At 28.0% G+C, this 23,082-nt stretch carries 27 protein-coding genes and 3 pseudogenes; 10 read left to right on the top strand and 20 right to left on the bottom strand.

Annotated elements, in window-relative coordinates:
• Positions 1-277: 277 nt before the first annotated feature.
• From EYW44_RS11490 to EYW44_RS11480, 3 genes are all read left to right on the top strand, one after another.
• Positions 278-829 (top strand): sensor histidine kinase, encoded by a 552-nt coding sequence (locus EYW44_RS11490; RefSeq protein WP_243643646.1) that lies wholly within the window; start codon positions 278-280, stop codon positions 827-829.
• Positions 826-1,515, top strand: a complete 690-nt coding sequence (locus tag EYW44_RS11485; RefSeq protein WP_132723812.1) for a LytR/AlgR family response regulator transcription factor — start codon at positions 826-828, stop codon at positions 1,513-1,515. Before EYW44_RS11490 ends, EYW44_RS11485 begins: the two co-directional genes overlap by 4 nt.
• A 165-nt stretch (positions 1,516-1,680) precedes the next feature.
• Positions 1,681-4,818: a WD40/YVTN/BNR-like repeat-containing protein gene (locus EYW44_RS11480; RefSeq protein WP_132723811.1), complete on the top strand. Its 3,138-nt coding sequence runs from the start codon at positions 1,681-1,683 to the stop codon at positions 4,816-4,818.
• A 74-nt stretch (positions 4,819-4,892) separates the two neighbouring features.
• Here the strand turns inward: EYW44_RS11480 and EYW44_RS11475 are convergent, their stop codons facing one another.
• From EYW44_RS11475 to EYW44_RS22480, 18 genes are all read right to left on the bottom strand, one after another.
• On the bottom strand, positions 4,893-5,282 hold the full coding sequence (locus tag EYW44_RS11475) for a hypothetical protein (protein ID WP_132723810.1): 390 nt from the start codon (positions 5,280-5,282) through the stop codon (positions 4,893-4,895).
• 65 nt (positions 5,283-5,347) lie between these two features.
• The gene (locus EYW44_RS11470; protein WP_132723809.1) at positions 5,348-5,599 is read right to left on the bottom strand and encodes a hypothetical protein; all 252 of its coding nucleotides are present in this window, start codon (positions 5,597-5,599) and stop codon (positions 5,348-5,350) included.
• A gap of 22 nt (positions 5,600-5,621) precedes the next feature.
• A complete protein-coding gene (locus EYW44_RS22200) occupies positions 5,622-5,768 on the bottom strand; it encodes a hypothetical protein (RefSeq protein ID WP_165872207.1) in 147 nt (48 codons plus the stop codon).
• Positions 5,769-5,918: 150 nt separating this feature from the next.
• Positions 5,919-6,299 carry a VOC family protein gene (locus tag EYW44_RS11465; protein ID WP_132723997.1) on the bottom strand — a complete coding sequence of 127 codons (381 nt, stop codon included), beginning with the start codon at positions 6,297-6,299 and terminating at the stop codon, positions 5,919-5,921.
• A 137-nt stretch (positions 6,300-6,436) separates the two neighbouring features.
• Positions 6,437-7,237, bottom strand: a complete 801-nt coding sequence (locus tag EYW44_RS11460; protein WP_243643645.1) for an AraC family transcriptional regulator — start codon at positions 7,235-7,237, stop codon at positions 6,437-6,439.
• A gap of 24 nt (positions 7,238-7,261) precedes the next feature.
• Positions 7,262-8,044, bottom strand: coding sequence for a DUF6090 family protein (locus EYW44_RS11455; RefSeq protein WP_132723807.1), 783 nt, complete (start codon positions 8,042-8,044; stop codon positions 7,262-7,264).
• A gap of 134 nt (positions 8,045-8,178) precedes the next feature.
• Positions 8,179-8,718 (bottom strand): hypothetical protein, encoded by a 540-nt coding sequence (locus EYW44_RS11450; RefSeq protein ID WP_132723806.1) that lies wholly within the window; start codon positions 8,716-8,718, stop codon positions 8,179-8,181.
• A 12-nt stretch (positions 8,719-8,730) separates the two neighbouring features.
• Positions 8,731-9,330: a hypothetical protein gene (locus EYW44_RS11445; protein WP_165872206.1), complete on the bottom strand. Its 600-nt coding sequence runs from the start codon at positions 9,328-9,330 to the stop codon at positions 8,731-8,733.
• Between the two features lie 51 nt (positions 9,331-9,381).
• A complete protein-coding gene (locus EYW44_RS11440) occupies positions 9,382-10,296 on the bottom strand; it encodes a glutaminase (RefSeq protein WP_132723804.1) in 915 nt (304 codons plus the stop codon).
• Between the two features lie 273 nt (positions 10,297-10,569).
• Positions 10,570-10,938 (bottom strand): nuclear transport factor 2 family protein, encoded by a 369-nt coding sequence (locus EYW44_RS11435; RefSeq protein ID WP_132723803.1) that lies wholly within the window; start codon positions 10,936-10,938, stop codon positions 10,570-10,572.
• Positions 10,931-11,137, bottom strand: coding sequence for a tautomerase family protein (locus EYW44_RS11430; protein ID WP_132723802.1), 207 nt, complete (start codon positions 11,135-11,137; stop codon positions 10,931-10,933). Before EYW44_RS11430 ends, EYW44_RS11435 begins: the two co-directional genes overlap by 8 nt.
• Positions 11,138-11,263: 126 nt before the next feature.
• On the bottom strand, positions 11,264-11,827 hold the full coding sequence (locus EYW44_RS11425) for a Crp/Fnr family transcriptional regulator (protein WP_132723801.1): 564 nt from the start codon (positions 11,825-11,827) through the stop codon (positions 11,264-11,266).
• A 40-nt stretch (positions 11,828-11,867) separates the two neighbouring features.
• Complete coding sequence (locus EYW44_RS11420; protein WP_132723800.1) at positions 11,868-12,596, bottom strand: DUF6090 family protein; 729 nt, start codon at positions 12,594-12,596, stop codon at positions 11,868-11,870.
• A gap of 54 nt (positions 12,597-12,650) precedes the next feature.
• Positions 12,651-13,136 carry a hypothetical protein gene (locus tag EYW44_RS11415; RefSeq protein ID WP_132723799.1) on the bottom strand — a complete coding sequence of 162 codons (486 nt, stop codon included), beginning with the start codon at positions 13,134-13,136 and terminating at the stop codon, positions 12,651-12,653.
• Positions 13,137-13,183: 47 nt separating this feature from the next.
• Complete coding sequence (locus EYW44_RS11410) at positions 13,184-13,780, bottom strand: hypothetical protein (protein WP_132723798.1); 597 nt, start codon at positions 13,778-13,780, stop codon at positions 13,184-13,186.
• Between the two features lie 102 nt (positions 13,781-13,882).
• Entirely contained in the window at positions 13,883-14,248 is a 366-nt protein-coding gene (locus tag EYW44_RS11405) for a hypothetical protein (RefSeq protein WP_132723797.1), read from the bottom strand.
• A gap of 81 nt (positions 14,249-14,329) precedes the next feature.
• Entirely contained in the window at positions 14,330-15,097 is a 768-nt protein-coding gene (locus tag EYW44_RS11400; RefSeq protein ID WP_132723796.1) for a hypothetical protein, read from the bottom strand.
• Positions 15,098-15,154: 57 nt separating this feature from the next.
• Complete coding sequence (locus EYW44_RS22480; protein WP_207893773.1) at positions 15,155-15,577, bottom strand: hypothetical protein; 423 nt, start codon at positions 15,575-15,577, stop codon at positions 15,155-15,157.
• 1,173 nt (positions 15,578-16,750) lie between these two features.
• Between EYW44_RS22480 and EYW44_RS11390 the strand changes: the two are divergent.
• From EYW44_RS11390 to EYW44_RS11380, 3 genes and pseudogenes are all read left to right on the top strand, one after another.
• A pseudogene (locus tag EYW44_RS11390) lies at positions 16,751-16,921 on the top strand (tyrosine-type recombinase/integrase); the annotation flags it as partial.
• An 81-nt stretch (positions 16,922-17,002) separates the two neighbouring features.
• Positions 17,003-17,590: a Crp/Fnr family transcriptional regulator gene (locus EYW44_RS11385; RefSeq protein WP_132723795.1), complete on the top strand. Its 588-nt coding sequence runs from the start codon at positions 17,003-17,005 to the stop codon at positions 17,588-17,590.
• Positions 17,591-17,642: 52 nt separating this feature from the next.
• Complete coding sequence (locus EYW44_RS11380) at positions 17,643-18,254, top strand: hypothetical protein (RefSeq protein ID WP_132723794.1); 612 nt, start codon at positions 17,643-17,645, stop codon at positions 18,252-18,254.
• Positions 18,255-18,351: 97 nt separating this feature from the next.
• On the opposite strand, the pseudogene EYW44_RS11375 reads toward EYW44_RS11380, so the two are convergent.
• Positions 18,352-18,708: pseudogene (locus EYW44_RS11375) on the bottom strand (transposase); the annotation flags it as partial.
• 204 nt (positions 18,709-18,912) lie between these two features.
• On the opposite strand from EYW44_RS11375, the gene EYW44_RS11370 reads away from it, so the two are divergent.
• The 4 genes from EYW44_RS11370 to EYW44_RS11355 all read left to right on the top strand — a co-directional run bounded on the left by EYW44_RS11370 (position 18,913) and on the right by EYW44_RS11355 (position 22,143).
• Positions 18,913-19,494 carry a hypothetical protein gene (locus EYW44_RS11370; protein WP_132723792.1) on the top strand — a complete coding sequence of 194 codons (582 nt, stop codon included), beginning with the start codon at positions 18,913-18,915 and terminating at the stop codon, positions 19,492-19,494.
• A 154-nt stretch (positions 19,495-19,648) separates the two neighbouring features.
• Complete coding sequence (locus EYW44_RS11365) at positions 19,649-20,617, top strand: alpha/beta fold hydrolase (RefSeq protein WP_132723791.1); 969 nt, start codon at positions 19,649-19,651, stop codon at positions 20,615-20,617.
• 355 nt (positions 20,618-20,972) lie between these two features.
• The gene (locus tag EYW44_RS11360; protein WP_132723790.1) at positions 20,973-21,635 is read left to right on the top strand and encodes a DMP19 family protein; all 663 of its coding nucleotides are present in this window, start codon (positions 20,973-20,975) and stop codon (positions 21,633-21,635) included.
• A gap of 82 nt (positions 21,636-21,717) precedes the next feature.
• Positions 21,718-22,143: a hypothetical protein gene (locus EYW44_RS11355; RefSeq protein ID WP_132723789.1), complete on the top strand. Its 426-nt coding sequence runs from the start codon at positions 21,718-21,720 to the stop codon at positions 22,141-22,143.
• 823 nt (positions 22,144-22,966) lie between these two features.
• Here EYW44_RS11355 and EYW44_RS22780 read toward each other — a convergent pair.
• Positions 22,967-23,082 (bottom strand): annotated as a pseudogene (locus tag EYW44_RS22780) (IS5/IS1182 family transposase); the annotation flags it as partial.

Below are 23,082 nucleotides of genomic sequence, written 5' to 3'. Positions count from 1 at the left end.
CTAATTTGTACCTCGTATTTAATTTGAGTAATATTGACTTATGAATTTGAATTTTTTGAATCGTACTACTATATTTTCAATGCGAAACCTTCGTATAACGCTTGTCGTTATTGGCCTAATTATTGTTTTTTTTAACGATACTTTCGGAAAATTAGAAGGTTTTATCGAGTTCATTTTTATGTACTTTATTACTATATGTATAGCTGTTTTTCATTGGGTTTTTATAAATATTAGATTCATTATCAATCTGAAAAATGAAAAAACAAAAACAGAGTTAATGCATTTACAATCTCAAGTAAATCCACATTTTTTCTTTAATATGTTGAATAACTTATATGGATTGGTAGATAAAGACAGTGAAAAAGCTAAAAAACTGATTCTAAAATTATCTGATATGATGCGTTATAGCATTTATGAAGGTCAAAAAGAATATGTTACATTACAACAAGAAATTGATTTTATCAGTAATTATATTGAATTACATAAAATGCGTTATCATAAAGAGATTAATGTAAAACTTGATATTAATGTAGCTAATAAAAATTTAAAAATAATGCCTTTACTTTTTATTATTTTAGTTGAAAATGCTTTTAAGCATGGTATTGAAGTATTAAGAAATAATGCTTTTATTTCAATTAAACTAACAGCTAAAGAAAATAGTATTACGCTAATAATTGAAAATAATTTTGATGAAGAAATACAAGGAGAAAACGGTATTGGCTTGAAAAATTTAGAAAGACGTTTAGCTTTAGCTTATCCTAAAAAATACGAGTTTGCAACTGCTATACACCAAAATATTTATACTGCAAAATTAAACTTACGACTATGATTAAGTATATAATTGTTGATGACGAACATATTGCTCATGATATTATAAAAGGTTATTGTGATTTATTACCCAATCTCTCGTTTGTGCAAAACTGTTACGATGCTATTGAGGCAATGCAATGCCTACAAAATAATGCAGTAGATCTTATATTTTTAGACTTAAACATGCCTAAACTCAAAGGTTTCGATTTTTTAAAAACATTGCAGAATCCGCCAAAAGTAATTGTTACAACAGCTTATCAGGAATATGCTTTAGAAGGCTATGAACTTAATATTGTTGATTATTTATTAAAACCATTTAGCTTTGAACGTTTTATAAAAGCAATTAATAAAATTGATGGTAAATCATTCACTAAGGAAGCTATAACTATTAAAAGCGAATCTAAAAGTTTGTTTTTAAAATCAAGTAAAAAATACATTCAAGTTAAAACAGATGATATTTTATTTATAGAGGCTACTGGTAATTATATTAAAGTTGTAACGGTTGACAACGAAATACAAGTACGAGAAAAAATATCCGATATCTTAAATGTGTTGCCTAATAACGAGTTTTTTCAGGTTCATAAATCATTTGTAATTGCTAAAAAACATATCAACGAAATTGAGGGAAATAGAATTTTAATTCAAGATTATATCATCCCAATTGGTAAAATGTATAAGAGTAACTTGAATAGTTTGTTAGAATAAAGTACATAAATGATACTTATTAAGTCTATTATGACATCCTTTTTGTTGAAAAATTAACAATTTAGTTGTTTTCTAACCCTTTATTTCCTTTGTAACATCCACCGCAAACCCAATAATTCTTTTTAATTTAGGACACTTAATAAATACCGAATAAATACTGAACTTATGAGATTAAGGATTACTGTTATTTTAATAGCATTCCCCTTATTGATGCTTGCCCAAGAGGCAAATCAATACTTTTCTTCTGTAAAATATAGAAATATTGGTCCGTTTAGAGGTGGACGCTCTGTAAGTGCTACAGGAGTAGTAAACAACCCACTCACATATTATATGGGAACTACTGGTGGTGGTCTTTGGAAAACTGAAGATGCAGGACAACATTGGAAAAACATTAGTGATGGCTTTTTTAAAACAGGTTCAGTTGGTGCTGTAGCTGCTTCAGAAAGTAATCCGAACATTATATATGTAGGTATGGGAGAGCATGCTATACGTGGTGTTATGACTTCTTACGGAGACGGTGTGTATAAATCTACCGATGCTGGAAAAACTTGGAAACATATCGGTTTAACTAAAACAGAACAAATTTCAAGAATTGTAATTCACCCAACAAATCCAGATATTGTATATGTAGCTGCACAAGGAAAATACTCTTCTCCTACTTCAGAAAGAGGTGTTTATAAATCAGTTGATGGTGGAAAAACTTGGAAGAAAACATTATTTGTTAATGATTTTGCTGGTGCTTCTGAATTATCTATCGATATGAACAATCCACAAATATTATACGCTGCTTTATGGCATCACCAAAGAACCCCATGGAAAATGATTAGCGGTGGTGAAGGAAGTGGTTTATATAAGTCTGATGATGCTGGTGAAACTTGGAAGAAAATTCAAAAAGGATTACCAAAAGAATTAGGTAAAATGGCTGTAGCGGTTTGTAGAAGTAACAGTAACAAAGTGTACGCTTTAATTGAAAGTGATACTCAAAAAGATAAAAGTGGTTTATATGTATCTAATAATGCAGGTAAAAGTTGGTCCTTAGTTAGTGGCGATAACCGATTAACACAACGTGCTTGGTATTATACAGAGGTGTTTGTAGATCCTAATGATGATGAAACGGTATATGTATTAAGTGCCCCTGCCCTACGCTCTAAAAATGGTGGTAAAAGCTGGGAAAGAATTAGCGGAACTCATGGTGATTATCACGATTTATGGATCAATCCTCATAACTCAAAAAACATGGTGATTGCTAACGATGGTGGTGCAGCAATATCATTCAACTTTGCAAAAAGCTGGTCTACACAAAATATCATGCCTACAGCTCAATTTTATAGAATTAATGTAGATAATTTATTTCCATATAATATTTATGCGGGTCAGCAAGACAATTCTTCGATTCGTATTGCTAGTATGAATATGACTGGTTATAGTATTTCTGAACGTAATTGGACTCGTTCTGCGGGTGGTGAAAGTGCTTTCTTAGCTTTTGATAAAAACAAACCAGATGTGGTTGTGGGTGGAAGTTACTTAGGTACTATTGAAGTTTTAGACATGAAAAACATGATTAGCACCAATATTATGGCTGCTCCGCTTCAATACTTAGGGAAAGCTGCCAGAGATATGAAATATTTATATAATTGGAATGCTCCTATTATTTGGTCTCAACACGAACCTAATACAATTTTTCATGCAGCTCAGGTTGTGTTAAAATCTACTGATTTAGGTAAAAACTGGACACATTTCTCTCCTGATTTAACTAGAGATATCGATAAGAAACAAGGTAAAGGAGGTGGTCCTTATACAAACGAAGCTGTAGGTGCAGAAAATTATGGTACTATCAGCTATTTAATAGAATCACCACACGAAAAAGGTGTTTTTTATTCAGGAAGTGACGATGGTTTAGTTCACATAACCAAAGACAATGGTAAAACTTGGAAAAATATAACTCCAAAAAACTTAGGTGAAACATTAGTGAATGCGATTGAAGTATCACCACACAATCCTGCTGTGGTATATATTGCTACTACTAAGTATAAATTAGGAGACTATACTCCTGCTCTATTTAAGAGTACCAATTACGGAAAAACATGGAAAGCTATTAACAATGGTATTCCAAATGGAGCACATACCAGAGTCGTACGTGAAGATAAAAACAAAAAAGGGTTGTTATATGCTGGTACTGAATTAGGTTTGTATATTTCTTTTGATGATGGTAATAACTGGGAATCTTTTCAGAGAAACTTACCTGTTACTCCTATTTTAGATTTAAAAGTGCATCAGAATGATTTAATTGTAGGTACTTCTGGTAGAGCTTTTTGGATTTTAGATAACTTATCATTATTGTCTCAATACAACGCTAAAAACAAAGCTGTTAAAGTGTATAATCCAGAACCTATTTTCTACGGAAATTGGGGAGGCAGAATGAGTGGTAATATTTCTAGTTTTAATGGAATGCAAGACTTTGTAGGTGTGAATCCTGCTAATGGTATTGAATTGTATTATGACCTACCAAACGTAGATAAAACAAAACCTGTAACACTTACTGTTTTAGATAGTAATGGAAAAATAATTAATATCTATACATCTGAAAAAGACAAAACTTATATTCCTCACAATGGTGGTGGCGCTCCTAGAGCTCCAAGGTTACCTAAGAAAAAAGGATTAAATCGTTTTGTATGGAATATGAAACATAAAATTGTTCCTGGTGTGCCAAAAGTATATATAGAAGCTAATTTTAGAGGTCATAGAGTTGCTCCAGGTACTTATACTATGAAATTATCTTACGATGGAAAAACGTACACTACTAAGGCTGTTATCAAAGAAAATCCTAACTATAATATTACCAAAGCTGAATTTACTGCCTATGATAAAATTATGAGTGAAATGGAAGCTAATGTTACAGATATGCATAACAAGGTAAACTTGCTAAGTACCATGTCAAGAGATATTAATGCCGCGGTGAAACAAATGAAAAAAGAAGGTAAAAATGTAGCATTAATTAGTGAAGGAAAACAATTAGTGAAAGAAATTAAAGCTTGGGATGAATTAATGGTACAAAGAAGGTCTCAAGCCTATGATGATGTAGAAAATTTTGAGAACAAGTTTTCTGCTGAATATTTATTTTTAATGAATCAAACTAGCGGTAGTTTACCTAAAGTTACCCAGGCTTCTATTGATACAAAAGCTGAATTAGATAAGCAATGGAGTTCTTTAAAGAAGACTGCTGAAGACTTAATAAACAATAAAGTACCTGCTTTTAATCAAAAGTTATGGAATACTGGTATTGGAGCTATTAAAATGAAATAGTTTAAAAATTTTATAAAGTACTAAAAAACTAAAACAGGATTCAGTTATGTAAATTGAATCCTGTTTTTTTATTGTCAAATCTTGTTTCTATTCATCTTTTTAACAAAACCAACTACTACAATTAAATATATCACCATAGGTAATAGAATATATAAAGTAATTAACCATTCTTCACCTTTATTATAATCAATAATGCTTCCTTTTACAATATTTATCATTACCCAAGTTACCAGTGCGATTGTCAACCAATTTAGAATTTCAAATATTAAGCTTGTTGTATTTTCAAATTTATGACTACATGATAAAAAGATTATCATTAAAAGAGAAGACAACGAGTTTGAAGTATCTATTTCTCTATTATGTCCTGCTGTGCCTACTATAATTGTAAAAACAATAGTTAAAACATTATAGATTATAGCTCCTATTATTAAAGTCCATTTAGATATAACAAAGAGTTTTTTCATTTAATATAGAATCTTATTTACGATGTTTAGCTTATTAATTTATTTATGATATAACCTAATATTAATTAATGTAATCTTCCCATTTTAATTATAGATAAAGTAAATAAAACAATAGGTATTAATCCTATAAAAACCCCGATTGCTAACTGTTTTCTTTTATTTATAAAAAGATAAATCCCAACAAAAAAGATTATTATAATTGAAATAATAACTGCAATACCGTGTATTATTAATGTTGTAACTAACAAACCAAGTAATACTAATATTATAGATAATACAAAACCATAAAATACATCAAGTATTTTCTTTAATAACATAATTTTCTCTTTATTTAATTAACTAGTGAAAACTCGACATTAAATTACCATCTAAGGAATATTTTAATAACGTACCATGAACTTTATTGTTTTGGTATTGTGCTTTAGATTTTATAGCTCCTGTTTTATAATAAGTTACTCTAGTATTAAAATTCTGTTTAACATCCATTTTTTTCTATCTGCTTTTCTACAAAAGCACAAATTTTATCTACCTGACTCGCTGTTAGTACTACCATTTCCTTTTTATATCTAACCTATTTCTCACAAATATAAACGTTAAATAATAAAGCTTCTTTTTTAAAAACAAATTCAACATTTTCTATTCCTCTGGTTTCGTATAAGTAACAATATCAATTCCAATTCCGTTTGGATCTTTAATAGCAAAATGTCTGTCGCCCCAAACTTCATCTCTAATTTCTATTTCCATATGAATTCCTTTTTCTTTTAATGTTTTATAGACTTCATCTACATTTTCAACTTCAATGGTCAAATACACTCCTTTTCCGTTAAATTCGGTTTGAAAAATAGGCTTTTGACTTGGATGATTCGGTTGTAAAAAACTTATTTCTGCTGATTCGTTAGGTGTGTGAAGTAATACATAAAATTCGTTTTCAAAACTCACTCCAAAATCTAAAACTTCAGTGTAAAATTTTTTCGTTTCCTGTAATTTCTTGGTGATTATACCTGCATTAAGTTTCATCTTGTTTTTTGTTTGTGCACTTGTTAAGCTGAATGTCATAACAAATACGATTAATAAAAATATCTTCATTATCAATGATTTTGATACTGCAAATTTAGATTGAGAAGAAAATCAGGTATTGTAAAAATCGGACAATCTTAAAGAGAGGCTTCGGTAGGTGTTACACCATAAAATGTTTTGAAATTTTTAATAAAATGTGCTTGGTCAAAGAATCCTACATCAAAGTATAATTTACTGTTTTTAGAAGGTTTTGCATTCAATACATATTGAAATCGTACAACATTGCTAAACGATTTTGCTGTTGTTCCTACATAAAAGTTAAATATCCTTCTAAGTTGTCTTGAACTTAATCCTGTATTAAGATCTTTTTCGGTATCTAAATTTCCTTTCTTTTGAAAAATCAGATGTAAAGCCGCTATAAAACGATGATCGCATTGAATAACTTGTGTATTTAAAAACTCAATCATCTTTGTATTCAACATTTTTGTAATGTTTTCGAATGAATCTGAAGGTTTAATTTTGGAGGTAATCCATTCTGATAAATTAGGTAAAACCTTCTTCAATTCTTGAGATTGGTTGCTTAAAGCATGAGCGTTCACTCCAAATAAATGAGTAAATGCAGAAGGTAAAAAGCGGATACCGATATAATCAAATTCTTTTCCAATAGGAAATTGCACGAACTTATTGCAAAATCCCATAACAAAATTTTCAGTCGGTTGATTATGTTCAAAGAATATATCAATACAACCATCTGAAACCACACGGTAATTGTATTCGTTGTTTAATTTTTTCTGTGTTTTAAGTTGCCAAAAACAGTAGATAAAGTTTTTGATTTTTCTATCTGGTTGAATTTCTTCATAGCTGATTTCTTTATCGGTAGCCGACACTGTTGGTTGAATCGGTTTATAGTATTCTCGTATAATTTTTAACTCATCCACTGTATTTTCTATGTTAACTACAGATTATTTATCGGCATTATTCAAAATAGTTTTGGGGTATTCCGTTTCAATTGTTGTCAATATTTTTTTAGTATTGACTATTGATAAATGATAATAATTAATTTTATAGAGTCTAAACCATAATATCTCAGATATTAAGAATTTAAATTCTTCATCTTCTTTTAACTTTTGCTTATTTACAGGAATATATCCGATTATTTGTTTTATTCCATTACCAAAATCTATTGGATAAGTTACCTTCAAAGAATCTCCTAAGTATAAATTATATTTGATATTAGGATTTCTGTTTACTTTGAAATTCTTTTTAAAATAAGGAGTTAAATAGCTTGATATATCTGGATGCAAGTTATTCCCTTTTGTGATTCTTGGAAAATAATTGTTGTAAACAAGCGTAATTAAATTTCTTAGAGAATCATTTTTTATAATTCCCATTCCTGTGTTTTTTAAATTATCAAAGGCAGATGTATTAGGAAAAATATATTCATCTTTTGAAGCCCAATAAAAATCCATCATTAAAGAGTCAACATTGACCTTTTCGTTATCTAAATACTTTTGAATTTTTAACTGACTTCTCAATCCAGCTCTATGAATTTCAATATCATTTTTTAAGTCAATTAAATTATCACTTAATTCGAAGTAAATCTGTGAAATAATCTCTTTTTCAGTCTTTCTCTTTTGAATTTCATTTCCCCAATTAGTAACATAGAAAGCAATCAATACACCAATCACTATAATAATGATTTCAATTAAGTACTTGTAAATATGCTTCTTTTTAATTTTCTTCATTTAAATTACTTCCACTTGTTTATCCTTAAAGCATCATATAACATCGATGCGTATAAAAACAAATATACATGTTAGAAATTAATGTACTTTTAAATATGATTGTATCATAATAAGGAGCAAATTATCTAGCTTAATCATTCTATTAATTCCTGTCTGATTGTCTTTTTCCATTCCTTTAATATTCTTTTTCGCTGTTTTCTTTCTTTTCCTTTTACTCTTTTCAATCTATCATTGCTAAATAACCATTTTACATATCGTTCTTTAAATATTTTATTATTTAAAGAATTATTGGTGCTAAAATAATATTCTATCAAATTCGGATTATTTTCACAAAAAGTCAATGTACAATTTTGAATTTGAGTAAGCGTATAATATGGCATGGATTCAATTTTATCTGCTATTATAATCGCTATTTCTCCTTTAGTTAAATTCCGATTATTACACTCAGATTTAATGTTGGTTAAGGTTAGATCTGTAAAAAACTCTGCGAGAGTTATCAATGATTTTTCACCAAATGTTTCTATCCTTTTGGCTTGAATAGTTTTTATAATATCTTTTGAGTTTTTTGTTTTAGCAATTTCAGTTAATAGGGAATCAACTTCTGATTTAGTTTGAGAAAAAACTATTCCAAAATTTAATACTAACATCGAGATTAATATCATAAACTTTTTCATTCTCTTCATTTTTTAATATATCCAATTATCTATTATTTTCTTTTGTTGCCATTTTCCTTTAATTAACTCATATATAGCTATTACTCCTCCTCCACACAATGGACCACAAACTTTTTCATAACGAATTACAGCTAAATTATATTTTTCATTAAAAATTGGCTTAGAAATAGATGAAAAACCTTCCTTACAACTCATTTCATCTAACCAATCTATATAGGCAAATTCATTTTCTTTAAATGATTCATTAAATTTATTGTATTCTAGATCAGTAATTATTTTTTTGTTAGGAGTTAACTCTTTAACTATTTTAAAATCATTAAGTAGATCTATTTGAAATTCTAAAAAAGTTTTGTTTTCAATTTTTAATTCTTTTTGGATAATTGATGTAAATTCATTGTCAATTAATGTCCATTCAGGCTGTTCTAGTATACAATTTGAGTGAATAAAACTTCTCTCTTGGTATAGTTTTTCTTGACTTTCAATTAATTGTTTAATAAAATCTTTAGTTATTTTATCATCATAGTCTTTATCTATCAAATTATTGTGACAAGCAGACAATAGAATTAGTACAAAAAATAATATATTTTCTTTTTTTATCGCTTTCAATAACATATATCAAGTTCTTGTTTTGAGGCATTTTTAAACATTATCATATCTATCTACTTAAAATATAGATAATTCAGATCTAGTTGTAAATTCTTCCAAAAACTTCATTCCTTTATGCGAATTTCCTTTTTTATTCAACTTTGGACTCCAAACAGCAATTGCATACTGATCTGGATGAATTGCAATTATTCCGCCGCCAACGCCACTTTTTCCAGGAAGCCCTACTTTGAAAGCAAATTCTCCAGATTCGTCATAAAAACCACAGGTTTGCATTAAAGCATTAATCCTTTTAGATTGACTTTCGCTTAACACCGATTTATTACTTTTAATATCATTACCATTATTGGCCAAAAACAAGAATAATTCCGAAAGTTCTTTACAACTCATTTCTAAAGAACATAAATCATAATAAAAATCAAGAACATCAGAAGGTTCATTTTCAATTCGTCCAAATGATTTAATAAAATTACATAGAGCTACATTTCTATATCCTACTTTTTTTTCTGATTGGGCTATTTTATTAGAATATTGTATTGTTTTGTTTTCAGAAATACTTCGAACAAAGGCTATAAAATCTTCTTTCGGATTCTTTAAATTACTTAAAAGTATATCTGATACTACGATTGCGCCTGCATTTAAAAATGGATTTCTAGGAATACCTTGATCTGATTCAAGTTGAACTAGAGAATTAAATGCTGTACCAGATGGTTCTACACCTACTCTGTTCCAAATTTCATCACCTACAATACGATAAGCCAAAATTAATGCAAGTACTTTAGCAATACTCTGAATGGAAAATTTATCATTATAATTACCAATACCAAAGTTAATATTATTAATTGTTGAAATATGAACTCCAAAATTCGTTGGATCTACTTTAGATAATTCAGGAATATAAGACGCCATCTCTCCTGGATCTTCAATAGTCTTAATTTTATGGTATATATCTTGGATTAAGTCTTCAAAATTCATCTGTTTGTTTTAATATCACGTAGCGTTAAATATATAGTTTTTAAGATAGATGACAAACGGTTATTCTCAAATACCTATTTAATGTGAGTTTGATTTAAGAATGTCTTTTATAAGCATCCAAATTAATGAATTGCATCATTACGATAAACGAAATGTAGTGAAGTGAAGAAGTAATCTGTTAATTTAATAACGAAAATCTCGTTTTAAAGACTTCCCTTTTTAGGGAAGCCTTTACTAAGTTTATAAAATAATTGAATTGTTCAATAATTAATTTTATTCTATGTGCGTAAAAATCTTATTTACAATCATCCATTTACCCTCTAAATTATACAAGGATAAATAATCGCAGTAATTATAGCCTAACATAGGAACATGTACTTTTACCATTGCAATTCTCTCCATAATTTCAATTCCTATAATTTTCATAGAAAAAGTTTCTTTTAAATCATTTGGACTCTTCCTATTTTTTACTCCCTCTAAATATTTGTTTTTACTTTTTAAATAATCCATTCCTTTAATATCTCCATAAATAAATACGTTGTTATGAAAACAACTTTCAAGTTTAGAAATATCTCCGAAAAAAAGACCTTCAAAATAATTGGTGATTAAATATTCTATTTCTTTTATACTTTCTTTAAACATCATTTTCTTTTTTAGTTGCTAAATATTGTTTGCTGTTAACTCCCCAATTTCCAATTGGAACTTCATCTATTACTATATGAATTGTTTCAGGGTTTTTGTTAAGTATCTTTACAAGAAGTTGGGTTGTTCCTTCTATTAACAAGCGTTTCTGCTTTATACTTACTTGTTCATCAGTAACCTTAATATTAATATATGGCATAATTTTTTAATTAAATTAATTCTTATACAAAGGTCTAATACTACAAGAATGTTACACAGGAGCCATGTCACAACTTTAAAGTGATGTACATCACTTTAAAAAATAAGGTATGAAAGAAAATAAAAACTATGAATTTAATCTGCTTAACGTTTCTCTAGAAACGCCCAAATAAGCAGCAATCATTTTTTTAGGAACACGTTGAAAAAGTTTAGGATATTGTTCAAGAAGTAAGTCATATTTTTCTTTTGCTGAATTTTGAAGTAATGATAAAATTCTATTTTGAAGAGCTATTCGTCCAAACTTGCTTTTTTTAGCCCAAAATCGTTCCATTTTATGAAGTTCTGAAGTTAACTTTTCTCTATTTTCAAAAGTAATATATAACAATTCACAATCTTCTATACAATCTATATAGGTTTTTGATTTAGTTTGCTTTACAAAAGCTTCATAATCTGTAATCCACCAATTTTCCATTCCAAATTGAAGAATGTGTTCTTTTCCATTACCATCAACAAAATAACTTTTCATACAACCTTTTATAATCCAAAACTCTTTGGTTACCAGTTCTCCTTCTTGAACGATATATTGATGTTTCTTTTTTTTAATTTGATTAAAATGACTCAAAACAAAATCAAACTCTTCATCAGTTAAGCTAATTATTTCTTCAATATGTTTTCGTAATGGATGCAGCATTAAATTATTCTTAATAGGTCTTTTAAATATCGTTTATATTCTATTTATTATCCTTTTCTAATATCGTTAAAATAGCATCCAATGATTTAAGGATATCTTCACATTCTTGAATAACAATAGCGTTAGCTCCCTCAAAACCAATTAAATTATTTTTATACCCTACATTAGAAACCACTTCTTTAAATGCTAATTCTAGTTTTTCTTCATTCCAATCGTTCCATTCGTGGCTAGGAATAGGGATTGATTTAGCATAGGATTCAATATAATTCAAGCCAGAATTCCAGAGTATTTGTTCATTCTCATATAAATTTTCTACTTGATTTTTCCAGTCTGATATATAATATTTAAGAGAGTCGTTAGAAATCAATCCGATCTCTCCTGACGAAATTAAAGCATCAATTACTCCTTTTGAAGGGTTGGTCATACCAAACATAAATTGATTTGTATGAAACTCTTTAAAAGCATTATAAGTAGCTTTTCCTGAAGAAACTTCACCGATATACTTTTTTAATTTAGGTACTATTGATACTCTTAATTGTTGCTTATCACTAATTCTTTCTTTATTTAACTTAAACTCTTTGTATAAATCGGTTAATGCTTTTTTCTCTTTTCGTTTTTCAATGCTATGTTGATTCCAATTATTTACCTGTAACGCTAACAATATTCCTATCATAACAAGAAAAATCTCTCCAATAGCATACACAAAATATCTTTTTATATTTTCTTTTTTTATTGATTTACTCCTTATTGCTCTGAATAGTTTTATCATATTTACTCTTGCCTTAATTTACATTAATAATTGAATCAGAAATAATAATATTTTTTACTCATATTTGAAACTCGTCCAAAGTCTCGATTTTACAATCTTATTTTTAAACTTACCAGCCTTCACTTCTATTTGTTCAATAGCCCTAGTAAATAATTTGTCTATTTCCTCTGTCTGAGGATAAGATTTTACTTTGATGTCAACTATTTTAGCGTTCTCTGTAACTGTCAAATAAATATAAACATCACCTTTAAATTCAATTTTAGAATTTAGTTTAGCGCTTATCAATTTATTTAATTTTTTTTCAGAGCAATCGATTTGTTCCTTTTCAGAAAGATCACTTCCACAATCATTTTCAAATGGCAGTTCACTCAAAATTGCATAATGATAGATCCCTTTTTTCTTTTGTTTAAATGGTTTTAGTTTATATCCTTTTTTAACAGAGTCGTCAGCATCTATAAAATGACCCTTAGGGATTTGTCCAAAAGCTAAAATTGGAATTAGAACCAAAAAAATTAGTACACTCAATTTAATATTCTCCATTTTGTTTTTTTTCATATGTATTCTTAATTACTGTTTTTATAGTTTCTTTAATCATATTTAATTTCAGTAATCTCTTTTTCAAAATCTATAGTTCTATTTTTATGCATAACATAAGCCATAAATACTTTACCATTACCTTCAAAAATGTATTGAGTAGAATAGATATTATTCTCAGAAAATTCAGAATTTACTAATCTTCCTTTAACTTTAATTATTTTACTACCAATCATTTTATTTTCTACACTTTCATAACTAAAATTATTATTACTATTCTGAAATTTCATTAGCTCAGTCATAAAATTTATCAAGTCATCCTTTACATATTTATTAACATTCTGATTTGGTGATGGGTAAATAATCAAAGTATTTTCAAAATCTTTTTCGTCATAAAAAAATGCATATTCAGAAAAATTTTCTTTAATAGCATTTATTGCTAATCTTTTTGATTTTAAGAACAATGTATCAGTATATTTCTCTAAAATTATTTTTTCATAATCATCTAAACTAATAAGTTTATAGTTATTAGGAATTTTTATTTCTCCTTTTAAAAATAAAATTTCATATTTAGAGTTTTTTACTTCATCTCCTTTATTAAAACAATTAGAAAATATTATAACTATTAGAATTATTAATGCTCTTTTCATAGTTTTTAATACAAACACTTTATGCGTTTTTATTTGCTATTTTGATTGTAAAATTAATTAGAAGTATTCAAACTTTGATGCTACTTCTAACAGTTCTTACTTTCACCAAATATTTATTGTTTCAACAAATTCTGAATCACCTGTTACCATAATTTTTAGCTTAGAAGGAATAAAACTATTCCCTTTATACTCTGGTTCTGCTGAATAACTTAATTTTTCACCATCAATTAATAGCTCCTCAATCATTTTGTCAAATCTTAATTTGAACATTTTTGCAAATTCAGGAACATATAGAATATTCATAGGAATATCTTGTCCTCCAAATTCTAAAGGCATTAAATGTAACTCTGTAAGTTCACCTTTTTTAAACAATTCAATTGCTTTCTCATTACTATCTATTTTACTGTAATCAAGTCCATTTTCATTTTCTGAATTTGAACTATTTTTTTTCTTAAACCATTTAAACATATTCAGTTATTTTTAGTGAGTTTTCTAATTCTTGTTTTTATGATACTTCTGTCTTATATAATTAAAGGACAGATTGTTTTACTATTCAAAATGTATAAAGTTATATTTTTCATTGACTGCATAATTTTCAAAAGAGCTAATCTTAGACTTCAAGCCAAAAACAGGTTCTAAAAAATCTTTCATAGCTATTAATCCTAACTTGTTATCATAAGCATACTTAATAAATATCTTAAACTCGTTTACATAAACCATACAATCTTTATCTTTAGGTATAATGTTTTCAGAATCTAAATAAAATAATTCCACTTCTTCATAAGACAACCAAGTCATTATACCATCATCAAACCTTTCGTAAATACTACCATAATCTAATCCAGAGATTCTACTCAATAACTCTTCACTAATTGAATTTTTAGTAGCTCTTGTAAATGATTCCAGTAAAGATTTTCCAAACCTAAAATAAGGAATAAAATCAGCATATGTCGAAAAAATAATATAGTTCATAAAATATTCAAAAGCTTCAATTCCAAGATTGTTTTTTGATATAAAAGCCTCGTAAAGTCTATATTTTTTAGAACTAAAAGCATCATATTTTTCATGTGCTTGCTTTTTAGCTGTTTCTATAGTAAATAACTCTGGATGTGTTTTTAAATCATCATTTAAACTATCAGCAATATTGTAAATATTTGTCAAAACTTTTTCTTTCTCTTGATTCGTCCTTTTTAAATACCTTTTAAAATATGGATTTTCAAAAGTTTCATTTAGAAATTTTAAATCTCTTAGTTTAGGAGACATTTCCCTAATAAAAGTTTCATGATCAAAAAAATGTAATGTTCTCCAAGCTCCCATTTAATTGTATTATTATCTTACTTCCAGAAAGTAATATATCTAAAGAGTATACAAACTCTATTTTCTTCTTATTTTATCTCCTCCTCTATTTGTTCCTTTTCTAGTCGTTCCTCCTAAAGAAAACTCAGGATTAGGAGTACGTTTAGTATATTTTCCTTTAGAGTTATAAGTTGCCATTTCAATTAAATCAGGTCTATTTCTTATTTCTATCCAATATGCCTCTCTAATATCTTCATCTATTTCAATATCTAAAGGATAAAGAGCGTCTTCTCCATTTTTTTTAGGACCAGAAATCCAATATTCTTCTCCAGTTTCAAGATCATAATAATTACATTTATATCCCATTCCTTTCAAAGATTGGAACTCTTGATTACCATACTTTATGGTTTTTCCAGTTTTAGAGAAAGTAACTAATCCTATTCTAGCATCATAGGCATCTAACCCTCCTCCAGGTTCAATAAACATTATTCGTTGTTTCATTTTCAATTTTTATGTTAATAGAGCTAAAAATGACTACTATTTATTTTAAGCCTTGTAAATTTTAAACTCTTTGAATTTCGTTTTAGATAAAGAGTATTATCTCCAAACAATTATTTTTATGATACAAATATAAACCTTAAATAATAAGATGTCTTTTTAGAAGAAATATCAATCTATTTCTTTTCTTTACAAAGACTTAAATCACACTAAATAATAATTTTATTATCCATTAGTATTTACTGCAACTACAGATACCTAAGGTTCTAATACCATCTTAGAACTCTATTAAACAATATTTTTGACACAAAAGGAATACTATTAAAAAATAGCTATCAATAAAAAGTATCACCTGTAGTTAACATATGTTTGCTACACAAAACAAAAAAATATGATGAATATAAAAAGAATTCGAAAGAACAATCCGCAAGAAATTACTACTCTAAAAAGACATTATATACATGCTGTTATTCGAAAAATTAATGAATCGTGTATAAATTTTAAACCCGATAAACGTTTGAAACAATTATTAAATAACGTTGATTATAAACTGGTGTAACTAGTTATACAACTTTTAAAAGGTAAAACCTCAAAAATACATTGATATTTTTGAGGTTTTTTTGTGCTTTTTTCTCAAAATTGCTGCTGCTGCAATTTTTTTTTGCAGCTTTGCTCTTATGCAACCGCAGCTTTGCACCTAACCAACTGCAAAGCTGCAACCAATCAAACGCAACTTTGCTCTTGTATAACCGTAACTTTGCAAAAAATAAAAGCTAAGCTTCTTTTTTAATGGCTATTATTTGCTGTTTTTTACTGTTACTACTGCAATTTTTTGTGTTTAAAAAGAGGGTTTACCTCTCTCTTTACTGCAATCTGTTCATGTTACTACTGTGTTAAAATGATTGATTTATATGCTATTTTCAGCATTTAACTTTTTCTGTTTTTGTCTTTCCTTTTTGCACTTTTACAATACATATCTCATTTTATTATTAGATTTTCCTTAAAGATCCTTTTTAGATGATAAACGATGTATGATCTCCAATTCTACAACAGTATATTATTCGAATAATATACGTATAATATTCAGCTAACAAAAAGTAGTATTTTACTTTGATCTCATAAAAATGAACAAAAATATTTATATAATAAAAACCATGTTATAAAACGATGCAAAATGTAACACTACATACTTTAAGACATAGCTTTACTACTCACCTTTTAGAAAATGGAACTGATTTAAGATATATACAAGTATTATTAGGACACAACTCTACAAAAACTACTGAAATATATACACATGTTGCCACTAAAAATTTCGATAATATTAAAAACCCTTTAGATTTATAATATATATGAGTATTTTTGGTCTATATATAACGGGAATAAACACAATTGTGTTTAGCCCTACGTTGTGCGTCATTTCCCTAAATGAGAGTAAATAAAAAACAAATAATAAATCAAATTAGCGAAATATATTCAAAATTGTCTTTTGAATGTCAACAGAAATTATCCAATAGTTCTAACCTTTTGGTTTTACCAAAAGGTGAAATACTTGTCAGAGAAGGACAATATTCTGATAAAACATTTTTCATCTTTAATGGTTGTGCAAGAGCATACTATTTAAAAGATGGAAAAGACATTTCGGATTGGTTTGCTTTCGATAATGATTTTATTAGTTCTATAAATAGTTTTTTTCTCAATATCCCAAGTCCACATTTTATAGAACTGCTGGAAGATTCCATATTATTGGAGATATCAAGAATAGATGTAGAAAGACTATCTGATGAGTACAATGATTTTGAACGTTTAAGTAAAATAGTTGTGACAAAAACAATGTTACAACAACAGGAAAAAATTTCGTCTATGCAATTTCATTCGGCAAAACAGAAATATGATAATATTTTATCCATTCGACCAGACATTACTCAAAGAATTCCGCTAACGCATATAGCCTCGTATATTGGGATTACACTTGAAACATTAAGCAGAATTCGAAATATAAAAACCCGAATTTGATATAAATCAAATGATAACTTAATTTTTAAATTGATTTTTGTCCAAAAAAAAAATGAAACGTATACATTATTTCTCTGGAATTATCATTTCCATTTTCGTGGGGTTACACCTGTTTAATCACTTTTATAGCATTTTTGGAGCCAAAGCCCATATTGAATTAATGAATGACTTTAGAGTTTTTTATAGAAATTTAATTGCCGAAACTATATTACTTTTCGCAGTTGGGATTCAAATTGTTTCAGGAATAAAACTATTCTTAAAAAAACGGAAAAATGTATCTGACTTTTATGAAAGATTGCAAATTTGGAGTGGTCTTTATCTTGCTTTTTTCTTATTAATTCATTTAAGTGCAGTTTTATCTGGCAGACTAATCTTGAATTTAGATACTAATTTCTATTTCGGAGTTGCAGGACTAAATATGTTTCCGTTGAACTTATTTTTTATACCATATTATGGACTTGCTATAATTTTATTTTTTGTGCATATTTCTGCTGTTCATTCAAAAAAAATGAAAAATAAAATAATTGGAATTGAGCCCAATAAACAATCCTACATTATTCTGATTATTGGAATAATACTGACTTTAATGATATTCTACGGACTGACAAACAAATTTAATGGCGTGGAAATACCGAAAGAATACGATATAATGACTGGAAAATAAAAACGAACGCACAACAATGGTAGCCGTTGCACAACTCTATAATTTCACAGAAAACAACTTTAAATAAGCCTTTTCAAGAGGCTTATTTTTTTAGTAATTATAAAACTGCTTTTAATTTTGAGTACATTAAAAAGTATGATATAAAGTCTACGAACATCCTTTTTATTAAAAACAGACTATTTATAGCCTTTGCCTTACTTCTTATAGTCTTTTTTATAAATTTTAAATACTTTTTCAGATTATAAGCAATTGCCGATACATGCATCACCTTATTAGCTTGCTTAATCCCTAAAGTATTTATCTTACGAAGTCCCATAAACTGAGTCAGGGTGCCAAAAACAGGCGCTACAGTACTTTGACGTTTGCTTTTCATATAACGCCCTTACTTACTATCTATTCGTTTGTTATTACGTTCATATTCTTCTCGATAATAGGTAACACTAAACTTTTTCTCTTTTACGCTTCTTATATAACATTAGAAAAATACTAAAAAGTGTATCATATTTTATGAAAATTTCATACTGAAAACATTGTACAATTATTATTATTTTATAATTTTAAGTTCTGAAAAAAGATGAAGAAATAAGTGACTAAACCTCGTATTCCTTTTTATTATTAAAAACAAAACATAAACAATATAAAGTGAATAAACACAATTGTGTTTAGCTTAACCGTTGGTATTCATTTAAAACTACAATGTCATTTTAGAAATATGAATTTTATAAAAAGATTATTTATCTCTAAAAAAGATTATGATAAAATAGACTCTGACTGGAACAAGCAGATTAATAAAGCCTACAAAGCTGTTAGTAGTGATAAATTGAAATATCCTATTATTATGCTTTGTGACGTATTATGGGATTTCTCTGTATATAAAAGTCATACTGAATTAATTAGTGAATCAATAGCAGGGCATTGGGGATTGAATGAACACTTTACTCCAGGAATACACGAATCAGATACAGTTATTGATAGTAATGGTAACAAATTTAAATTTAATCATAAGCATTATGATAAGGTTACAGGCATAGGATTTTCTTACCCTTCAGAATTTATAACAATTGATACTATCGAAAATATAAAAGAAAGAATCATAAGCGGTTGTAAAGACTTTATTGAATGTTATTCAGAAGAATCAAAAGTGAAAAATGTAGAAAATAAAATTGAAATTGTGAAAAAGATAAATACGATACAAGAATTAATTCTATATACTGAAAAAGAATTAAATTTTTTCCCTTGAAAACGAATGAAATGGTCTATTTTGGCTTTTAAAAAGAGAAAAAATTTAAAAAAAATATAAAAATTCGGCTCTGTGTTAACCGAAAAGCTAGTGTCTTTTTGCACGCTACATTTCATAGACAAGTCCGTTGGCAAACATTTACGAAAAAACTACAATGAAATTAATTCTAAAAATCTTCAAATGGATCGGTAAAATTATAGGAGGAATTATAATTCTAATATTGATATCAGGATTATGCTTTCGATTATTTAGTTCAAAACCTATACCACCAGGCGAGTTAGTTGATGTAAATGGAACAAAACTGCATATCAGAACAGATGGAGAAAAAAATAATCTGCCAACTCTTATCCTTGAATCAGGTGCAGGAAATGATACAGATGTGTTTCATTGGATTGCAGAAGGTTTGAAAAAAAATATGAGAGTTGTGCGTTATGACAGAGAAGGAAAATGGTTTAGTGAATCGAGTAAAGATAGTTTTACGCCTGAATTTTATGCACGCCAATTACACGCGCTGCTAGAAAAAAATGGAGAAAAACCACCTTACATATTAATTGGTCACTCGATGGGTGGTCCCTATAATCGAATATTTAGAGACCTATATCCAAATGAAGTAAAAGCGATGGTTTTTATAGACTCAAGTCATCCTGAACAATGGAAACGATTAGCTGAAAATGGATTATTTGAAAAAAGTCAAATTAGTTTAATAAAAATATTTGCTGTTCTTCATGATATGGGAATAATGGGAGCCTATAATTCAATAACTAGCCCAAAATCATTGGATAAGGATTTACCACAAGACTGTCAAAACCGAAAACACAACCTTACTTCCTATTCAGGAGATGTTTATCGTAGATATCTCAAAGAAAATAACATAAATGATGATATTCTTTTACGAGCTGGTCAGTCAAATGTATTAGACTCATTACCTATTCTGGTTTTTACAGCAAAAAAACAGTATGGAAACCCTAAAATATGGTTTGAAATGCAAAAAGAACTAAAAGATCTATCTACTAAAGGAAAACATCTTTATATTGATGCAAATCACGGTTCAATAATCACAAAGAAAGAAAACGCTGAAATAATTAATAAGGAAATACTTTTAATGACTGAATCGATTAATTAAAGCTGCAATAAAACGTTTTACAATACCATATAAAAAACATAGGGTGGTCTATGATCATTCAAAAGGTTTTGACTTATCCGCTATGTCGCCAAATATAAAATTTGGTTTTCAATCTTGAAGATAAACACAAAACATTATATTTGACTTAGTTATAAACGTGGAGGTAGTGCTAACCCTCTGCCCTACGTTTCATAGACAAACACGTTAGCTGTAATTCCTCATAGTTCTTAAAAACTGTTAGCAAACATATTAAAGTAAAAAGATAAGAAAAAGATCATGAATAAATTTTAAAAAGTGAATATCTATAAAACGACCTAGCTTTAGTCAGAAAACAAAAAACGTAAATCAATATAATATGAATTCAAAATTAATACTATTAACACTTCTTGTTTTTTTTTCTCTAACTTCTTGTAACAATAAGAAGTCTAAAATTGAATCAAAAGAAAAATCTAAAGAAATAAAACAAACGGAAAATCCATATTGGATATTTAAAGAGAGTAAACACTTTAGACCTAAATTAAATGAAAAAACTTTTTTTGAAAAAACAGGAACTGATTTTGGATGGTATATTTTAGAACCTTTGTCTCTATATATTGAAAATCCATCAAATGAACTCACAAAGGGTCAAAATTTGTCTTTTGGACAAAAGGCTATTTATTATTGGTGGTATTTAGACGGACAAGTTACGAATGGTGGATTTAAACAATTTTTTTCTAATGGATATGGAAAGTATATACCTACTATAATTACTGGATTAGAATATATTGGTGATGATGAATTAGTATCTCTATTAAAAAAAGCAGAGAATTATTATGTAAAAAATGACAAATCATCTATTAATGAGGTTAAGATTCCTGAAGAATATAAAAAAATTGTATCCTTAGGTGCTTTAACAGCTTTTGATGCTAAGTATTTAGACCTAAATGAATCTACTATGCTTAAAATTGAAGAATATGCTAAAAAAAATCCCAAAGAATTTTGTGTCAATGAAAACGGAAAGGAAATTCACAAAAAATAACTATAGCTAACGACGTTAATTGAAAATGAAAGAACAAAATGACATTTCAAAACCTTTCTTAAAGTATCGTGCTTGTAGCAGAATGATATGGAATAGTTACTTGATTGACCTTGAATCTTATGATGGAACTGTCTGGGATGTCTTGGATCATTTTAATGAAATCGACCGAAAACTATTCGACACAATGATTTCTGGACAACTATTTAAATCCAAGTTGGAAGAACAGGATGGATATTTCAAGGAGATTGAAATACAACCTAATTTCGGACCATTGGGCTGTAGAACAATGTGGGCTAATTCGGAAGGAACAACTTTTGAATGGAAAGAAATTCAGTTAACTAATGACAATAATTTATTTCAGTTTATTGAATTTTTTGATTGGACCACTGAATATACAATGGAACATCAATATGTCAAAGCAAGGATGGTTGAATCTATAGAGTACAAAGATTTAATTAACAAGGATTTCTTATTTGAAACTTGGGATGTGAAATTTTTAAAAAAATAATGCTAACACTATGTAAAAATGCATTAAAACGCATTTTACATTAAATGTTGAGTAAAATTAAAAAAACTCATGAAAAGATTGAGAAATACTAATAAAATTATTGGGATATTTCTATTACTGATTTTGGAATCTTGTTATTTCGGAGCTGGATTAGTTGAAAGAGAAATAACCGACGACTATTTTTTATTAGCTAATAATGCGCTTGACGAAATGAGTATTTGGTATCACTCAGAAAAAAAATCAAACCGACTAATTGTACCCGAAACAGTTTTGCTGTTGGAGAAAATGGAGATTTTATAATTGCTAAAAGCCATCCAAAAACATCAGAAAACGGAATTAATAAAAGCGTGACTAACTATCACATAATTGAAGTAAATAAAAATACAGAACAAAGTCCGAATTTGACTATCGAGCAATATGAGCGTGAAAGAAAAAAATTAAAGATTCCGAACGATTTGGATTTTAACATTGTTTATGACGAATTGGAGTAAAAAACAGTACACAACAATGGTAGCCGTTGCACAACTCTATAATTTCACAGAAAACAACCAAAATAAGCCTTTTTAAGAGGCTTATTTTTTTAGTAATCAACATCAGTTCAATGTGATTTCACTTTTAACTTACTTGTAAATAAAGAAGGCTTTGCGAAGAACTACAACGGATGAAGCAATCTTTATTTTTAAAATGAGGTTTTCGTTATTGAATTAACAGATTACTTCTTCACTTCACTATGTTTCGTTCATCGTATTCTATGATAAAACCAAATATTTTTTGTTTTATTTATTAATTTACATACTTAAAAATACATTCTTAAATATAGAAGTCATCTTGACTTTTCAATTTTATGAAATTTCTTTAATCCGATTACAATAAATGCTAGGAAATTAAAGCCTTTCCAACTAGTAATTGTGGTGTCAAATCTATTCAATAAAGAACGAA

The organism is Tenacibaculum sp. M341 (assembly GCF_004337695.1).
In the GTDB taxonomy this organism is placed as follows: domain Bacteria; phylum Bacteroidota; class Bacteroidia; order Flavobacteriales; family Flavobacteriaceae; genus Polaribacter.
This window is presented reverse-complemented; position numbering and strand designations above follow the sequence as displayed.

What these genes read in the sequence shown, in the direction of transcription:
- EYW44_RS11355 (WP_132723789.1), top strand. Translation starts at nt 21,718, where the DNA reads ATGATATGGAATAGTTACTTGATTGACCTTGAATCTTATGATGGAACT.
- EYW44_RS11405 (WP_132723797.1), bottom strand. Translation starts at nt 14,248, where the DNA reads ATGTTTAAATGGTTTAAGAAAAAAAATAGTTCAAATTCAGAAAATGAA.
- EYW44_RS11450 (WP_132723806.1), bottom strand. Translation starts at nt 8,718, where the DNA reads ATGAAAAAGTTTATGATATTAATCTCGATGTTAGTATTAAATTTTGGA.
- EYW44_RS22200 (WP_165872207.1), bottom strand. Translation starts at nt 5,768, where the DNA reads ATGGATGTTAAACAGAATTTTAATACTAGAGTAACTTATTATAAAACA.
- EYW44_RS11440 (WP_132723804.1), bottom strand. Translation starts at nt 10,296, where the DNA reads ATGAATTTTGAAGACTTAATCCAAGATATATACCATAAAATTAAGACT.
- EYW44_RS22480 (WP_207893773.1), bottom strand. Translation starts at nt 15,577, where the DNA reads ATGAAACAACGAATAATGTTTATTGAACCTGGAGGAGGGTTAGATGCC.
- EYW44_RS11480 (WP_132723811.1), top strand. Translation starts at nt 1,681, where the DNA reads ATGAGATTAAGGATTACTGTTATTTTAATAGCATTCCCCTTATTGATG.
- EYW44_RS11415 (WP_132723799.1), bottom strand. Translation starts at nt 13,136, where the DNA reads ATGGAGAATATTAAATTGAGTGTACTAATTTTTTTGGTTCTAATTCCA.
- EYW44_RS11445 (WP_165872206.1), bottom strand. Translation starts at nt 9,330, where the DNA reads ATGTTATTGAAAGCGATAAAAAAAGAAAATATATTATTTTTTGTACTA.
- EYW44_RS11430 (WP_132723802.1), bottom strand. Translation starts at nt 11,137, where the DNA reads ATGCCATATATTAATATTAAGGTTACTGATGAACAAGTAAGTATAAAG.
- EYW44_RS11455 (WP_132723807.1), bottom strand. Translation starts at nt 8,044, where the DNA reads ATGAAGAAAATTAAAAAGAAGCATATTTACAAGTACTTAATTGAAATC.
- EYW44_RS11380 (WP_132723794.1), top strand. Translation starts at nt 17,643, where the DNA reads ATGAAACGTATACATTATTTCTCTGGAATTATCATTTCCATTTTCGTG.
- EYW44_RS11475 (WP_132723810.1), bottom strand. Translation starts at nt 5,282, where the DNA reads ATGAAAAAACTCTTTGTTATATCTAAATGGACTTTAATAATAGGAGCT.
- EYW44_RS11435 (WP_132723803.1), bottom strand. Translation starts at nt 10,938, where the DNA reads ATGTTTAAAGAAAGTATAAAAGAAATAGAATATTTAATCACCAATTAT.
- EYW44_RS11410 (WP_132723798.1), bottom strand. Translation starts at nt 13,780, where the DNA reads ATGAAAAGAGCATTAATAATTCTAATAGTTATAATATTTTCTAATTGT.
- EYW44_RS11425 (WP_132723801.1), bottom strand. Translation starts at nt 11,827, where the DNA reads ATGCTGCATCCATTACGAAAACATATTGAAGAAATAATTAGCTTAACT.
- EYW44_RS11400 (WP_132723796.1), bottom strand. Translation starts at nt 15,097, where the DNA reads ATGGGAGCTTGGAGAACATTACATTTTTTTGATCATGAAACTTTTATT.
- EYW44_RS11465 (WP_132723997.1), bottom strand. Translation starts at nt 6,299, where the DNA reads ATGAAACTTAATGCAGGTATAATCACCAAGAAATTACAGGAAACGAAA.
- EYW44_RS11490 (WP_243643646.1), top strand. Translation starts at nt 278, where the DNA reads ATGCATTTACAATCTCAAGTAAATCCACATTTTTTCTTTAATATGTTG.
- EYW44_RS11360 (WP_132723790.1), top strand. Translation starts at nt 20,973, where the DNA reads ATGAATTCAAAATTAATACTATTAACACTTCTTGTTTTTTTTTCTCTA.
- EYW44_RS11385 (WP_132723795.1), top strand. Translation starts at nt 17,003, where the DNA reads ATGAGAGTAAATAAAAAACAAATAATAAATCAAATTAGCGAAATATAT.
- EYW44_RS11365 (WP_132723791.1), top strand. Translation starts at nt 19,649, where the DNA reads ATGAAATTAATTCTAAAAATCTTCAAATGGATCGGTAAAATTATAGGA.
- EYW44_RS11420 (WP_132723800.1), bottom strand. Translation starts at nt 12,596, where the DNA reads ATGATAAAACTATTCAGAGCAATAAGGAGTAAATCAATAAAAAAAGAA.
- EYW44_RS11485 (WP_132723812.1), top strand. Translation starts at nt 826, where the DNA reads ATGATTAAGTATATAATTGTTGATGACGAACATATTGCTCATGATATT.
- EYW44_RS11470 (WP_132723809.1), bottom strand. Translation starts at nt 5,599, where the DNA reads ATGTTATTAAAGAAAATACTTGATGTATTTTATGGTTTTGTATTATCT.